Genomic DNA, 15,152 nt, shown 5'->3' with positions numbered 1-15,152 from the left:
GGCCGGTCACCATGGCGGCGCAACCCATCGGCAACCGGCCGGCAATCGAAAGGGTTTTTCGCGAGAGTTACACCGCGGGCGCCCACCGCCGGACCGCTGCTGCCGCCGCCAGCGTCGATCCGGCCAGTAGCCCCCAGAGCAGCCCCGGACCGACGGACAGCAGGGTGGTCAGTACGGCGGGAGCGGCCGCGTTGCCGATCCCCGTGGAGAGCTGCCAGCGGGCCAGCGCGCGCCCGAGGGTCGCGGGTGGGGCGGCCGCGGCGACGAGGGCGGTGCCGCTGCCGGCGTACAGGATCTCGCCGAGGGTGTAGGGGACCGCGACCAGGGCGACCGCCGCCGGTCCGACCGGTCCCGCCGCCCAGAACCCGAGGTACGACGCGGCGAGCACCACGCCCGCGGCGGCCAGGACGGTCCGGCGGAGGAGGCGGTGCAGCCGGACGACCAGGAATACCTGGAGGGCGACGACGAGCACCGTGTTGCCCGCGAACAACGCCGCGGACCAGCCCGGCGCGGCGTCCAGATGGGTGACGAGCAGTGCCGGCAGCGCCACCTCCAGCACGCCGAAGCAGAGGGCGTACGGCAGGTTCGCCCACGCCAGCGGCCCGAGCCCGGCGCCGCCGCCGTCCGGCACCGCCACCCGGGTCACCGCGGGGCGTGGCAGGGACAGGATGAGTGCGCCCGCCAGGAGGTAGCCGGCGCCGTTGATCACGGCGAGCAGGCGGAGCACGTCCGTACCGCCGGTCACGGCCAGACCCGCCACCAGCGCGCCCACGCCGAGGCCGGCGTTGCGGATCGTCCGGGCGAGCGCGAGCGCCCGGTCCGCCGGCCCGTCGGTGAGCGCCGCGACCAGCGCCGCCTGCGCCGCCGGCAGCGCCTGGCCGCCCGCGCCGAGCAGCAGCGCCGCCGCGAGGTAGCCCGGCATTCCCTGCCCGGCGAGCAGCACCGCGATGCCCGCGGCGCGGACGAACATCGTCGCCGCCATCGGCGCCCGGCGCCCGCCCGCGTCGATCCAGCGTCCGAGCAGCGGGATGCCGGCGAGCCCGGCGAGCAGTCCGGCGCTCAGCGCCAGGCCCGCGGAGGTCACGCTCAGGTGCAGGACGCTGAGGCCGTACAGCAGGAGAAAAGGGCGCAGGAGGCCGGAGCCGAGGGCGTCGACCGCCAGGGCGATCGCGTAGCGATGCGAGAACATGCCGCCGACAGTCCACCGCGCGACCCGTGGCCGGCTCGTCGATTGACGGTTCCCGTCAACTGTCGCGGGGGCCCGCGCGGACCGGCGTCACAATGGGGCCGTGGCCCTGACCATCGACATCACCGGCATGCCGGCGGAGCGCCTCGCCGTCGCCGCCTCCCCGCTGGCCGAACTGGGCGCGATGCTGCACGTCCTCGCCGCGCCGGCCCACCATCCCGCGCTGCAGCCGTGGGCCGCCGGCGTCATGGCGGCCTGCAAACCGTCGTTCACCGATCGGCTGCTGGAGGCGGAATTCCTGTGGCATTCGTCACGCGCCGACTTCCTGGTGCCGGGCAGCCCGCGGGCGACCCTCGCCGAGGAACTGGACGACGTCGACGCGCTCAGCGACGAGACGTACGTGGCCGCCGCGCTCGTCACCACCTGCGGGTGCTCACGGCTGTCGTTCCGGCGCGGCGAGCCCGACCGGCTCAAGGACCTCGCGCGGGCCCGCGGGCCGGCCCAGGCCGCCTTCGCCGAACGGCTGCTCGACGATCCAGGCCCGGTCCGTGCCCGCGTGCGGCGCCTGCTGGAGGATTGTGTCGAGGAGTTCTTCGGCGAGGCCTGGCGGCGCGTGGCGTTCGACCTCGCGGCCGACGCCCGGCGCATGGCCGACCTGCACGAGCGGCAGGGCCTGGGCGCGGCGTTGGCGGCGATGTCCCCGGCCATGACCCTGGCCGGCTCCCGGATCGTGCTCGACAAGCTGCAGGACAGTTGGACCACCGCGGAGGACGGGATGACCTTCATCCCCACCGCGTTCGGACGGCCCCATCTGGTATCCGTGTATGCGCCCGGCTCCCGCCCGGTCGTGCAGTACCCCACCGCGGCCGACGAGTCGGTGCCGCTCGACGTGGTGCGGCGGCGGATCGATGCCTTCGCCCATCCCGTACGGCTGCGGCTGTGCCGGACGCTGGCGCGCGGGCCGCGGACCACGGGCGAGCTCGCCGAGGCGTGGCAGCTCAGCGCCCCGGAGGTATCCCGGCACCTGGCCGTCCTCAAGAAGGCCGGCCTCACGGTGACGACCCGGCGCGGTCGTTACGTCAGCCACCAGCTTGACTTGTCGGCGACGGCGGCGCTGGGCGTGGATCTGATCGCCGTTCTGCTGCGCTGAGACCCGCCGGCGCCGTGCCAGGCCCGCCGAGCGTGAGACCGGGCGCCCGATCGACTGGGGTGCCAAGCTGGGCCGGACGAACTCCGTCAAGGCGCTCGCGTTCAGCCCGGACGGGTACACGATCGCGGCGGCCGGCGGGACCGCCGGGTCGGCACGGCTCGCTCTGTGGCGGCTACGCGGCCGGTAAGAGCAAGTCTCGAGAAGTTCTCCGCGGGCGTCGCCGCTACCGTCGTGGCACTTGTGCTAGGACCGACGGAGAGGCTTCCCATGGCGCATGGCGGCTTCCTTGCTCCCCGCACCCTCAACGAGAACCACCACCGCGCCGCGCTGAACATCTTCATGCTGATCGTGCTGGCGCACTGGGCCGAGCACATCGTCCAAGCCGTCCAGATCTGGGGCCTGGGCTGGACGCCCCCGCAGTCGAGGGGCGTGCTGGGCATGCCGTTCCCCTGGCTGGTCTCCTCGGAGTGGCTGCACTACGGCTATGCGCTGGTCATGGTCGCGGGGCTGTGGATGCTCCGGGACGGATTCACCGCGGCGTCGCGCCGGTGGTGGCTGCTCGCCTTCGGCATTCAGGCGTGGCACCACGTCGAGCACCTGCTCCTGCTGCTCCAGGCACAGACCGGGCGGCCGCTGTTCGGCCAGGCGGTGCCCACCAGCATCCTGCAGATGGTGGTGCCCCGGGTGGAGCTGCACCTCTTCTACAACACCGTGGTCTTCGTCCCGATGGTCATCGCCGTCTATCTGCACCTGCGGCCCAGCGAAGCGGAGGCGCGGCGCATGCACTGCAACTGCCGGCCGTCGCCGGCGAGCGTCCGGCCCGAGCCGCAGCCGACGCCGGTCGCCTGACCACCCATGGTCCGAGCCGGCGGACTCATCGTCCTCGCGGTGCTGCTCACCGCGGGCTGCGCCGCGCCCACCACGACGCACCAGCACGGCCGCGGGATGAGCACGGCGGACGCGCTGCTGCTCGCCGGCAACGCCGTGCTGGTCGTCGTGGTGCTCGGCCTGCTCTTCCGCCGTCCGAGGGTGCGTGCGCGCGCGGACGGACGTTGGCGCCTGCCGGCGGCGGTCCGCGCGTCCGGTGACGACGCGAACCGGGAATCCGGTGACCAGGAGGCGGAATCCCCGCCCGGGGACGAGACCTTACGGCGCTGACCGCGGTGGGATATACACCACCGCGGACGGGCCGGCCCGCCATCCGACGCTCGGCCACATCAGACACTCGTCGGACAGGCTCAGCATCACGAACCTCGGGCCGTCCGGGACGGCGAAGCTGATGCTCGCGGAGCCGCCGGCGGCGGTGCAGCGCACGCCGCAGGTCTCCAGGGCCGCCTGGACCGCGTCGATCTCGTCGACCAGCAGGACGACGTCGCCGCGCGGACCGGCGTCCGCGGGGGCGGTGCTGTGGTCGAGGGACCAGTCGAGCACCAGGACGACGTCCTGCGCCTCGTAGCTGATCGACTTTGCGCCCTCCGCCACGACCCGCAGACACAGAGACTCGTCGAAGAAGCGCCGCAGCGCCGCCACGTCCTGGCGTGAGGCGTGCAGACATCCGATCCTCGGGTGCGTCGCCACCGTGATGCTCCTTGTGCCGGTCGTCCCCAAAGTCTGCAAGCCGCCGCCGTGGAGGGGGTACTCCCAGCTTGCTCATTTCGCCGCCGGTCGCCGCGCCCTAGGGCCTGTATCGAAGTCAGTCACAGCCATTCGTTGATCGCGGCGATGGTCACGGCGGTCACGACACTGCCCATCGAGGTGCGGCCCGTTGCGGGCTGATCAGGCGGCCATCGAGCGGGTGTTCCGGCAGGAATACGGACGCTCGGTGGCCGTGTCTGGTCCGCGTCCTTGGTGACATCGATCTGGCTGACCTCGATACCGGCCCTAGGTCGGCCGGTCCTTCTTGGGCAGGGTCTTGACGACCGCGTCGTACGAGGCGTCCACCGCCTCGCGCAGCTCGTCGTCCGGGATCGCCCCGCCGATCCGCAGCGAGTTCCAGCCGTACCGGCCGATGTAGGACGACGGCGAGGCGTCGTCCGGATAGCGCTTCAGCCACTCGTCCGCGGAGTCGCGGTCCTTGCCGCACTTGACGCCGACGGAGGTTATCTCCGCGCCGAGGAACGCGAAGACCTTCGCGCCCACCTTGGCCACGACGTCGCCCTCCCACGGCTCGTCCTGCCAGGCGCCGGGCTTGGACAGGCAGTACGCGAGCATCTCTTCCCCGGTCATGGCATCAGTCGTACGCCGTGGCGCCCGGACGCGCAACCACCGCCGCGCACCGGCGGCGATCTTCGTGGCCGAAAGAGCAACAGGAGAGAAGGCGTCAGGGGCGGCACCGGCCGAGCATGACGGAGACGGCTCCACGCCTGGAGGTAGCGAATGCTGACCGGTGCTCCCCTCGTCTCCCTGGTGATGTACGCGTCCAACGTCGCCGAATCCGCGGACTTCTACCACCGCCGGCTGGGCCTGCCCGTGCTCCCCGCCGAGCCGAACGAGGCACGGATCGGCGCGGGCGGCATCGACCTGTGGTTGCGTCCCGCGGGCCGCCACGGCGTGCAGTTGTTCGGCCGCCGCGACGACTCATCCGATGTGGTGTTCCTCGTCGAGGACATCGAGGCGACCCGGACCGCGCTCGAGGGCCGGGGGATCCAGTTCGAGCGGCGGCGCAGCTACGAGATCGGCTCGGTGACCGACTTCTACGACCCGAGCGGACACCGGCTGATGCTCTACCAGCCGTCGCCGACCGCGCTCGGCTGGCCGAGCGGACCCAAGGTGAAGGAGGTCTGGCGGTTGCACGGCCGCGGCGGTGAGGACGTCATCGGGCCCGCGGCGGGCCCGGCCGAGGGAACGCCCGCCCAGACCGGCCTGTCCGGCAATCCCTTGGTATATCTGTTCATGTTCGAGAACGACCAGACCGCCGCCCTCGACTTCTATCGCGACCAGCTCGGCCTCGAACTGCTCGAGCGGGTGCACTGCTGCAACCAGGACTGCGACGAGGAGATCGAGGGGATCGGCAAGTACGACGGTGGTGACGTGCTGCTGGCCACCCACCACATGCACGAGAAGAGCATGGTCTTCGACGACCTCGGCCGGCCGTACTCCCCGCGCGAGTTCACGCGAGCGCACGGCCAGGGCATCGCGCCGGTGTTCCTCGTGGACGATGTCGCCACGATGGTCCGCCGGTTGTCCGAGCGGGGAGTGGCGTTCCCCCTCGGCGCGCAGGCCGATCCGGCCGGCACACTGGCACGTTTCGAGGACCCGTTCGGCCATCCGTTCTTCCTCTTGGAGCGGGCGCAGGTTTCCGGTGCGAAGCAAAGCAAACCGCGAGAAGGCGCCGGCACCGTCCGCTGAAACAATTTGTACAGACGACTTCGTTGAACTCCCGTTGCACAAGCAGAGAGGGAACAGCCATGCCCGTCAACGTGTACCGCAATGAATCCCTGGTCCAGATGGAGACCTATGAAGCCGAGCCGGGCCAGGTCGACGAGCTCGTCGAGCAGGTCCGCGCCAAGTGGTCGCTGTTGCGGGAGCACGGCTTCGCCGGCGACTATCCCATCGAGGTGCTGCGCGGCGGCCGTAACGGCGGCAACATCAAGGTCGTCGAGGTCTTCCGGTGGAAGTCCATCCAGGACCGGATCAACGCCCAGAGCGACCCCGACTACGTCGCGCTGGCCGGCCGGATCTCCGGGCTCACCGCCACCGAGGGTCCCAAGGAAGCCTTCACCCAGGCCGTACGCGGCTTCAACCACAACTTCCCGCCGATCGGTGGGGTGGAACTGCTCAAGGGCGTCTGCTCCTGCCTGCTCACCATCGACGGGGTGGTGAAGGACTACCAGATGAGCGTGAAGAACGGCATCGTGCTCATGCACCGTAGCCCGCGCATGGACCTCGACGGCGACGGCAAGAACGAGATGTACCTGAAGATCCTCATGCACGGTGGCGAGATCATCCAGGCCGCCCTCGGACCGATCCGGGTCGAGCAGAACTTCAACCGGCCCAACGACGGCATCGTGAAGTCCAACAGCCCCGACGGCTCGGACTTCCCGGCCACGGCGATCTGGCGCGTGTCGTGGAAGATCCACACCCCGCTGGGCCCGGTCCTGACCGACCCCGACCAGCCGCTGATCTTCGGGCCGGCGACGGTCAACCACTACCCGCCGGTGGGCACGCACTTCCACTCGCCGACCGGTCCGGTGGCCCTGGTGCACGAGGAGACCGGCGCCCGGGTGGGCACGCTCACCCCCGGCGAGCTGACCGCCTTCGACATCGTCGTGACCAAGGACGACGAGATCTACGCCGACGTGCTCAACACCCCGCCGGCCGACATCTTCGAGGTGATGGCGGAATGGCAGGCACGGATGGGTGACAAGGAAGTCGAGCCTGTGGTGGCAGGGGCGACCGACGGCGTGATGTGACCGATCCAGGGGAGGGGCCGCCGACCAGTTGGCTGGCGGCCTCCGACCCGGACCCTTTCCCGGCACCGGACGCGCTGCCGCCCGCCGCCGACGTCGTGGTGATCGGCGGCGGTCTGATGGGCGTGTCGGCCGCCTACTGGCTCGCCCGCCGCGGCGGCTCGGTGCTGCTGCTGGAGGCGCGCCGGCTGGCGTGGGGGGCGAGCGGCCGCAACGCCGGGATCCACCTGGCCGGGCTGCAGGCGATGGAGGACGACACGGTGCTCCGCAAGGTGATCGGCGAGGAGGGCTTCGACCCGGGCTACCGGCGTACCGGCCATCTGTCCCTGGCCACGTCGGCGGGGGTGTGGGAGCAGTTCCGGGCCGAGGTGGCGAGGCGGCCTGCGACGGCCACCCCGCTGCACGCGCTTGATCGGGCGGCCTGTGCGGACCTGCTCCGGATGCGGATCGCGCCGCACTTCGCCGGTGGCCGGTGGATGCCGGACGGTCACGTGATCCAACCGGCGCGGCTGGTGCACGGACTGGCCGCCGCGGCCCAGCGGTACGGCGTCCGGATCGCCACCCGGACCCGGGCCCTGCGCGTGGTGGCCGGCCGCCGCGCGGGGATGCGCGTGCGGACCACCCGCGGCACGGTGGAGGCAGGTCAGGTGGTGTACGCCTGCAACGCCGAGGTCACCCGCTTCTGCCCCACGCTGGCGCGGTTCATCCGGCCGGTACGCGGACAGGTGCTGGCGACCGCACCCCTGCCCGCGCTGTTCGGCCCGGGCATGGCCACCGACTTCGGCAGCGTCTACTGGCGGCAGGCGAGCGACGGGTCGATCGTCATCGGCGGCTGCCGCTCGGCGTCGGCGTCGGACGACGCGGACGAGCGCCTCGACCTGCCGGTGCAACGTGCCCTCGAGAACTTCCTTCCCGCCGCCTTCCCGGGATTCCCGCGCATCGAGGTGCGCCGGCGGTGGGCGGGCGTGATGGACCAGACCGCCGACGGCCGGCCGGTGATCGGCGCCGTGCCGTGGGCGCAACGGCAGTGGGTGATCGCCGGCTTCGGCGGTCACGGCATGCCGCCCGGCATCGCCGCCGGCGCGGGACTGGCCGAGGCGATGGACACCGGGTGCCGGACCGGACCGGCGCCCGCCTTCGACCCCGCCCGCGCGGTGCCCGGCATGGAGAGACAAGCGGAGCCCGGCATGGAAGGACAACGATGAGCATCAAGACCGACGGCCTGGCCGACTCGCCGCTGATGTTTGTGTTCCTGGACGTCTCCTCGTTGCCCCGGCACCGCCGGCTGTACGAGGACGTGTTCGGCTTCCGCGTCATCGAGAACCAGTTCCACCCGCCGCACGAACACCACGGTCTGGTGAAGTACGACGCCGGCGGCACCATCCTGGCGGTCAACCTGTTCGCCGAGCGCAAGTTCCAGCGTCCGGACGCGGACGGCGTCACGCTCGTCTGCCGGGTCGCCGAGCCCGACCGGTTGCGGCCGCTGGCCGAGTACGGGCAGCGCACGGGCCGGGACTTCACGGACTCGGACGGGCATCACTACCGGTTCACCGACGAGGCGACCGCCGATCCCGGGCTGCACGCCGAGATCGCGGAACTGCGCGTGGCCGTACCGGATCTGGACGCCGCGGTGCCGTTCTACCGCGACGTGCTCGGGCTGCGTCCCGCCACGGTGACCGAGGACGCCGCGCGGTTCCGGACCGGAACGCTCGACCTGACCGTGTACCGCGGCGCGCAGAGTCCCGACGGGCGGCCGATCCGCTACAACGCCTGCCTGATGGTGTTCTACACCGGCGACGTGGTCGCCGCCGAGCAGGACCTGCGCGAGCGCGGCCTGACGTTCTCGCAGGGCGCCGGGTTCAGCGACATCGGTGGCACGGCACGCTTCCGCGACCCGTCGGGCCACGTCTTCTGCCTCTACCAGCCGTCGGCGGAGAGCCTCACCTGGGGCAGCGCCGACAAGGTCATGGAGCTCATGACCCACCGTGCCCCTACCCGCCGCTGAAGCAAGGGAGCCCTGCCCATGCCGACCGATGCTGCCACCCTGGCCGAGCGACGCGTCGTCTATCTCTTCCTCTACGTCCGTGACCTGGCCGTGTCGCGGGACTTCTTCGAGCGTGCCCTGCGCCTGCGCGTGCTCGAGGAGGACGACCGGTCCGTCAAGTACGACACCGGCGAGGTGATCCTGGCGCTGAACCGGGCGGACGACTACGGCATCACGCTGCCGAACGAACCCGACCACTCCACCGACATCGTGTTCCTGGTCGAGGACCTGGATGCCGCGCGCGCCGCGCTGGAGGAACGCGGCGTGGAGTTCACCGAGACCCACAACTACGAGATCGGCGGAATCAGCGACTTCTACGACCCGGACGGACACTGGTTCACCCTGTACGAGACGTCGGAGGAGTCGCTCACCTGGCCGAGCGGCGACCGGATCCAGGCGGTCCGCAGGCTGTACCAGGCCGACGGCAAGCCGGGCCTGGTGGGCCCGCACGGCGGACCGGACTTCAGCCTGGACGGCAAGCCGCTGATCTACCTGTTCCTGTTCATCCGCGACGCCGAGGAGGCCGTCAACGTCTACGCCGAGGGCCTGGCGATCCGCGACCTGGAGGGCGGGCCGTGCAGCCGCGCCTCCACGGCCGACGAGGAAGGCGTGATCAAGTACGACACCGGCGGGATCATCCTGACCACCCACTCGCTGGAGACGGTGCGGGAGGAGCACGAGATCGTCGACCACCCGTGCCCGCCGCGCACCGTGAACCCGCGCGAGATGGGTGGCAAGGCGGTGGTGTTCCACGCCCCGAACATCGAGGCGACGGTCAAGGAGCTGGCCGAGCGCGGGATCCAGTCACCCGAGGGAATCGTCCACTCGGAGATCGGCGCGACCGTCCGCTACACCGATCCGTCCGGCCACGTGTACTTCCTGTACGAGCCGTCCGAGGAGGCGTTGCGCACGCCGAGCGGCCGAAAGCTGCGGACGATCATCACGCGGACGTACTGAGCCGTGGCGGGCTCCGCCGGCCAGGCCGCGTACCGGGACCTGCGAGGACTGGTGCGCGGCCTGCTGCTGCGACCGGGCGACGACGGGTACGACGCCGCGCGCCGGGTGTGGAACGGCGCGGTGGACCGCCGGCCGATGGTGATCGTGCGGTGCGCCGACGCCGGCGACGTTGCCGGCGCGGTGCGCTATGCCGTACGCCAGGGCATCGAGCTGTCGATCCGCAGCACCGGCCACAACGTCACCGGCTGCGCCGTCAGCGACGGCGGTCTCGCGCTGGACCTGTCCGGGATGCGCGGGATCCGGATCGACCCGGACCGCCGGACGGCGGTGGTGGAGCCCGGGGTGCTCTGGGGTGACCTCGACCGGCGGGCGCAGGAGCACGGGCTGGCGACCACCGGCGGGCGCATCTCCACCACCGGCGTGGCCGGCCTGACCCTCGGCGGCGGCTTCGGCTGGCTGATGCGCCGCTACGGCCTGGCCGCGGACAACCTGCGCTCGGTGGATCTGGTCACCGCGGACGGAAAGCCGTCGCGTGTGGACGGTGCGAGGGAGGCGGAGCTGTTCTGGGCGCTGCGCGGCGGCGGGGGCAACTTCGGCGTGGCGACCTCCCTGGAGTTCGCGCTGCATCCGGTCGGTCCTCTGGTGACGGGTGGCGCGGCCTTCTATCCCGCGGCGGCGGCCGCGCGGGTGCTGCGGTGGTACCGCGACTTCATCCGGGATGCCCCGGACGTCCTGTCCGCGCAGTGCAACCTGTTGAAGCTGCCTTCCGCGCCGTTCGTTCCGGCGGAGCTGCACGGCATGCCGGCGGTGGCCGTCGCCGTGTGCCACCTCGGCGCCGAGGCCGATGCCGAGCGCGACCTGGCCGCACTCGGCGACCTCGGTCCGCCGCTGCTGCGCCGGATCGGCCGGATGCGCTACACCTCGCTGCAGCGCCTGTACGACATGGCGGGACGCTTCGGCTCCTTCGTGTACGGCCGCGCCGGCTATCTGCCGGCCCTGGACGATCGCGCGGTCGCGGTGCTGGACGGCCGCGCCGAAGCGGTCCCGTCGCCGCACTGCATCGTGATGATCTCACCGCTCGGCGGGGCGGTGGCCCGGGTCGGGCCGACGGAGACCGCGGTCGGCCACCGCGACGCCGCCTTCAGCGTGTCGGTGGACGCGGTGTGGCGGCGTCCGGCCGAGGCGCCCGCGCACCGTGACTGGGTGCACCGCCTGTGGGACGGGCTGCGCCCGTGCACGTCCGGGGTCTACGTCAACGAGCTCGGCGACGAGGGGCCGGAGCGGGTGCGCTCGGCGTACGACCCGGCGAGCTGGTCGCGCCTGCGCGCGGTGAAGGCCCGCCACGACCCGGCCAACGTCTTTCATCTCAACCAGAACATCCCGCCGGCCGACGGCGGGACAACCGCAAGCGCCGAGAAGACACCCGTCGCCGTGACCGAGAAGGTTGGGGTGACGAGCGTCCACGAACTCCGGGAGCGGCCATGAGTGCCGAACCAGCACCGACGTTGTCGGCAGCGCTGTCCGCGACCGCACAGCGATGGCCGGGCCGGGCGGCCCTGATCTGTCCCCGGCACCGGATGACCCACGCCGATCTGGTCGAGGCGGCCGGACGGCTGGCCGCGATCTACAGGAGGCTGGGCGTCGGTCCGGGCGACCGGGTGGCCTGTTCCGTGGGGAACCGCTGCGAACACCTGGTGGCGATGCTGGCGGCGTGGAGCCGGGGCGCGGTGCACGTGGCCACGGACCACCGGTTCACCGTCCCGGAGCTGGACGCGGTGGTCACGAGGACCGATGCCCGCCTGCTGATCTACGAGCCGGGCGACGAGCGGATGAATCCGTACGCGACCCCCTCCGCGCTGCGCCGCCGCCACCCGGACCTGCAGTTCGTCGTGGTGACCGGCCATCTCGCCCCGGCCGAGTTCGTCCGGTGGACGGTCGACGACCTGGGCGAGCCGGACCACGGTCCGGGCCCGGCGCCGGACGACCCCGCCGTCGTGTTCGTCAGCTCCGGCACGACCGGCACCCCGAAGACGACCGTCGGCTTCCACGGCAACCTGGCCGGCCGCTGGCGCGGGCTCGCTGGCTGGCTGGAGTTCCGGCCGGAGGACGTGCATCTCGCCCAGCTTCCGCTGTCGCACGGCTTCGGCATGATGATGGCGCTCGCCGGCCTGCTGGCCGGTGGCACGCTGGTGCTGCTCGACCGGTTCTCCCCGGAGGATGCCCTGCAGGCGTGCGGCCGGTACGGCATCACCGTGCTCAACGGCGCACCGGCGCACTTCTCCCTGCTGCTGGACCGCCTCGACCCGGCCGTACACAAGATCGACACGCTGCGGTTCAGCGTCGGCACCGCGGGCTCCTTCCCGCCGGAGCTGGTGAACGCGATCTGGGAGCGGCTCTCCGTCGACCTGATGGTCATGTACGGCTCCAGCGAGGGCATCGGCGTGGCGACCAAGGACGCGGAGGACGTGCTCCGTGGCTCGGTCGGGCGCCCCGACCCGGGCTCGGTCCGGATCGTCGGCCCGGACCGGGAGCCGCTGGCGCTCGGCGAGGTCGGCGAGGTCGCCTTCTCCCGGGCGGCGTTCCCGGTGCGGTACTACGGCGAGGCGCCGTCCCAGGACGCCTGGTACTACTCCGGCGACCTGGGCCGGCTGGACGAGCAGGGCCGCCTCTACATCCACGGCCGGCTGGCACACCGGATCGACCGCGGCGGTCTCAAGGTGGACCCCGTGGAGGTGGAGCGGGCGCTGCTGCGCTGCGCGGATGTGGCGGACGTGGCCGTGTTCGGCCGTACCGACCCGGTGGTCGGCGAGACGGTGTGCGCCTGCGTACGCCCCGCGGCCGGGCGGCATCCCGAGCTGACCGAGCTGCGCGCCGAGTTGAGCGAGCGGCTGGCGCCGTTCAAGCTGCCCGAGGAGCTGTGCCTGGTCGACGAGATCCCGCGGACGGAGATCGGCAAGGTCGACCTGCCCCGGCTGCGGGAGCTGGCCGCGGCGGCGCCGACCCAGCGCCTGGCCCGGCGGTGACCGGGGTGGACGCGGGCGCGCTCGTCGCCGACCACCTCGCTCTGCTCGCCGTGCCCGTCCAGGACGGCTGGGCCGACAGCGAGGTCCGCGTGCGCATCGATCCGGGCCCGGCCGAGCCGGAGGCGGTGGCCCAGGCGCAGGCCGGCCTGATGACCGTGCACGGGCGCGAGTACGGTGCGCCGCGCCGGCTCGGCCTCGACGTGGCCACGGTTGCCACCGGCATCCTCGCCGCACAGGGTGTGCTGGCCGCCCTGATCGCCCGGCGTCGCGGCCTGCCGGTGCGGGGTGTGACGGTGCGGGGTCCGGCGGGGGCGCTGCAGTTCGTCCGGCATCACCTGGCGATCGCGACCGGTGGCGGCGCGTTCCCGTACCGCCCGGCCGGCGTGCCCGGTCCGCCGTTCCGGACCGCGGACGGCGTGTGGGCCGAGATCGAGGTGCTGGCCGGCGACGACTGGGCGGCCTTCTGGAGGCGGCTCGGGCTCGACGGTGCGGGCGTGGTCGGCGCCGCCTGGCTGCCGTTCGTCTACCGCTATCTGGCCGGCGAGTGCCGGGTGCCGCCGGAGCTGCCGGCCGCGTTCGCCCGGCACACGCTGGCCGAGGTGCGCGCGGCCGCCGAGGCCTGCGGCGTCGCGGTCGTTCCCGTCCGCCTGACGCCGCTCGCGGGTGTCACGGAGCCGTGGACGGTCGCACCGCACGGTGCGGCAACGGTCGCCCGGCGCGCGGGTACGGCGTCGCCGGACGCCCCGCTGCACGGTCTACGCGTCGTGGAGGTCACTTCCCGGCTGCAGGGCCCCCTGGCGGGGCGGCTCCTGCGTCAGCTCGGCGCACAGGTGACCAAGGTGGAACCGCCGGGCGGCGATTTCGGCCGGCACAGCCCGCCGTTGGCCGGGGAGTACGGCGCCGCGTACCTGGCGTACAACGAGGGCAAGCGGATCGTCGAGATCGACTACAAGAACGCCGCCGGCCTCGCCGAACTGGGCGAGCTCGCCGCGGACGCCGACGTCTTCCTGCACAACTGGCGGCCGGGCCGGGCCGAGGCGCTGGGCCTCGACGCGGCCGCCGTCGCCCGGACGAACCCCGCCGCGGTGTACGCCCACGCATCCGGCTGGGACGGCATCAGCGACCCGCCGTGCCCGATCGCCGGCGACTTCGTCGTGCAGGCGCACGCCGGGTCCGGTGCCCTGCTCCACCCACCCGGCGCCGCCCCGCTGCCGAGCCGGCTCACCCTGGTCGACGTGGCCGGCGGCCTGCTGGCGGCGGAGGCGGTGCTGGCCGGCCTCCTCCACCGCGAGCGCACCCACCGGGGCTGCCAGGTCGGCAGCTCCCTGATCCGTGCGGCGGCGGTCCTCGCGGCGTCCGCCACGGCCCCCTGGGGTCCCCTGGACGGCCCGATCGAGACGGCCGCCGGTCACCTCGTGGTGGGAGCCGCCGACCCGGTCACCGCCCGCCGCTTGCGTGCCGCCTGCGGCCTGCCGGTGACGGCCACCGACGCCGAGGTCCGCGCCGGGCTCTGCCGGGGAACCGCCGCGCGGTGGGCGGACCGGTTGCCACCCGCCGGCGTGCCGGCCGTCGAGGTGCCGGTCGGGCTCGCCGCGGTGCCGGACGATCCGCGGCTGGCCGGTCTGCTGGAGCGGGCCGGCGACGCCTGCTGGGTGCCGGGTGTGCCCTGGAGTTTCGATGTTTGAGCCGGGCGCGCGCGTGCTGGTGGTGACCGCCCACCCCGACGATGCGGAGTTCCACTTCGGCGCTACCGTCGCGGCGCTGACCGACGGCGGCGCCGACGTGCGCTACCTGGTCTGCAGCGACGGCGCCCAGGGCGAGCCCGGGGACGGCCCGCTGGTCGAGGGTGTGGCCTCCGTACGCATGGCCGAGCAGCGCGCCGCGGCGGCCGTGCTGGGCGTGCGAACGGTGCGCTTTCTGGGCCTGCCGGACGGCAGCCTGGAGCCGACCCTCGCGCTGCGCCGGGAGATCACGGCACAGATGCGCCGGGACCGGCCGGTCCTGGTGCTCACGCACTATCCCCGCCGGGTGCTCGACATCCCCATCGAAGCCTCGCATCCCGACCACATCGCGGTCGGCGAGGCGACGCTGGCGGCGGTCTACCCGGACGCGGGCAACGCCCGTGCCTTCCCGGAGCTGGCGGAGGCCGGGCTCAAGCCGCACAAGGTCCGCGAGGTCTGGGTGCCCGGCTACGAGCGGCCGAACCACTTCGTCGACGCGACACCGTACGTGGACCGCAAGGGCGAGGCCCTGCGGCAGCATCGGAGCCAGACCGGCGGAGAACCGCCCGAGTGGGTGTTCGGGTGGATGCGCCAGGCCGGGCGCACCCCCGGGTACCGCTTCGCCGAGCACTACCGGCGCATCGAGATCGGCTGACGGGCCT

Annotated in this window: 15 protein-coding genes; 12 read left to right on the top strand and 3 right to left on the bottom strand. The window is 72.7% G+C overall.

Going from position 1 to position 15,152, the window contains the following annotated elements:
• Window positions 1-67: 67 nt before the first annotated feature.
• Entirely contained in the window at window positions 68-1,189 is a 1,122-nt protein-coding gene (locus EDD30_RS07675) for an MFS transporter (protein ID WP_071802675.1), read from the bottom strand.
• Between the two features lie 100 nt (window positions 1,190-1,289).
• Between EDD30_RS07675 and EDD30_RS07670 the strand changes: the two genes are divergently transcribed.
• From EDD30_RS07670 to EDD30_RS07660, 3 genes are all read left to right on the top strand, one after another.
• Window positions 1,290-2,336, top strand: a complete 1,047-nt coding sequence (locus tag EDD30_RS07670; protein WP_071802674.1) for a DUF5937 family protein — start codon at window positions 1,290-1,292, stop codon at window positions 2,334-2,336.
• 267 nt (window positions 2,337-2,603) lie between these two features.
• Window positions 2,604-3,185 (top strand): hypothetical protein, encoded by a 582-nt coding sequence (locus tag EDD30_RS07665; protein ID WP_071802673.1) that lies wholly within the window; start codon window positions 2,604-2,606, stop codon window positions 3,183-3,185.
• 6 nt (window positions 3,186-3,191) lie between these two features.
• Entirely contained in the window at window positions 3,192-3,494 is a 303-nt protein-coding gene (locus tag EDD30_RS07660; RefSeq protein ID WP_071802672.1) for a hypothetical protein, read from the top strand.
• Here the strand turns inward: EDD30_RS07660 and EDD30_RS07655 are convergent.
• Together EDD30_RS07655 and EDD30_RS07650 are read right to left on the bottom strand one after the other, a co-directional pair.
• The gene (locus EDD30_RS07655; RefSeq protein WP_143162514.1) at window positions 3,483-3,914 is read right to left on the bottom strand and encodes a VOC family protein; all 432 of its coding nucleotides are present in this window, start codon (window positions 3,912-3,914) and stop codon (window positions 3,483-3,485) included. The two genes, EDD30_RS07660 and EDD30_RS07655, sit on opposite strands and share 12 nt — an antisense overlap.
• A gap of 303 nt (window positions 3,915-4,217) precedes the next feature.
• Window positions 4,218-4,562, bottom strand: a complete 345-nt coding sequence (locus EDD30_RS07650; protein WP_071802670.1) for an MmcQ/YjbR family DNA-binding protein — start codon at window positions 4,560-4,562, stop codon at window positions 4,218-4,220.
• A gap of 150 nt (window positions 4,563-4,712) precedes the next feature.
• Between EDD30_RS07650 and EDD30_RS07645 the strand changes: the two genes are divergently transcribed.
• Genes EDD30_RS07645 through EDD30_RS07605 form a run of 9 tightly spaced genes read left to right on the top strand, consistent with a single transcriptional unit; the run spans window position 4,713 to window position 15,145 of the window.
• Complete coding sequence (locus EDD30_RS07645; RefSeq protein ID WP_071802669.1) at window positions 4,713-5,684, top strand: VOC family protein; 972 nt, start codon at window positions 4,713-4,715, stop codon at window positions 5,682-5,684.
• A 59-nt stretch (window positions 5,685-5,743) separates the two neighbouring features.
• Window positions 5,744-6,748, top strand: a complete 1,005-nt coding sequence (locus tag EDD30_RS07640) for a hypothetical protein (protein ID WP_071802668.1) — start codon at window positions 5,744-5,746, stop codon at window positions 6,746-6,748.
• Window positions 6,745-7,950: an NAD(P)/FAD-dependent oxidoreductase gene (locus EDD30_RS07635; protein WP_071802667.1), complete on the top strand. Its 1,206-nt coding sequence runs from the start codon at window positions 6,745-6,747 to the stop codon at window positions 7,948-7,950. The genes EDD30_RS07640 and EDD30_RS07635 overlap by 4 nt, the downstream gene beginning before the upstream one ends.
• Window positions 7,947-8,750: a VOC family protein gene (locus EDD30_RS07630; protein WP_071802666.1), complete on the top strand. Its 804-nt coding sequence runs from the start codon at window positions 7,947-7,949 to the stop codon at window positions 8,748-8,750. The genes EDD30_RS07635 and EDD30_RS07630 overlap by 4 nt, the downstream gene beginning before the upstream one ends.
• 18 nt (window positions 8,751-8,768) lie before the next feature.
• On the top strand, window positions 8,769-9,746 hold the full coding sequence (locus tag EDD30_RS07625) for a VOC family protein (protein ID WP_071802665.1): 978 nt from the start codon (window positions 8,769-8,771) through the stop codon (window positions 9,744-9,746).
• A 3-nt stretch (window positions 9,747-9,749) separates the two neighbouring features.
• Entirely contained in the window at window positions 9,750-11,231 is a 1,482-nt protein-coding gene (locus EDD30_RS07620) for an FAD-binding oxidoreductase (RefSeq protein WP_071802664.1), read from the top strand.
• Window positions 11,228-12,769, top strand: a complete 1,542-nt coding sequence (locus EDD30_RS07615; protein WP_084556014.1) for a class I adenylate-forming enzyme family protein — start codon at window positions 11,228-11,230, stop codon at window positions 12,767-12,769. The genes EDD30_RS07620 and EDD30_RS07615 overlap by 4 nt, the downstream gene beginning before the upstream one ends.
• A 5-nt stretch (window positions 12,770-12,774) precedes the next feature.
• On the top strand, window positions 12,775-14,454 hold the full coding sequence (locus tag EDD30_RS07610; protein WP_143162513.1) for a CoA transferase: 1,680 nt from the start codon (window positions 12,775-12,777) through the stop codon (window positions 14,452-14,454).
• Window positions 14,447-15,145: a PIG-L deacetylase family protein gene (locus EDD30_RS07605; protein WP_071802661.1), complete on the top strand. Its 699-nt coding sequence runs from the start codon at window positions 14,447-14,449 to the stop codon at window positions 15,143-15,145. Before EDD30_RS07610 ends, EDD30_RS07605 begins: the two co-directional genes overlap by 8 nt.
• The last annotated feature ends 7 nt before the right edge of the window (window positions 15,146-15,152 follow it).

It is taken from the genome of Couchioplanes caeruleus (genome assembly GCF_003751945.1).
GTDB classification, from domain to species: Bacteria; Actinomycetota; Actinomycetes; order Mycobacteriales; family Micromonosporaceae; genus Actinoplanes; species Actinoplanes caeruleus.
This window is presented reverse-complemented; position numbering and strand designations above follow the sequence as displayed.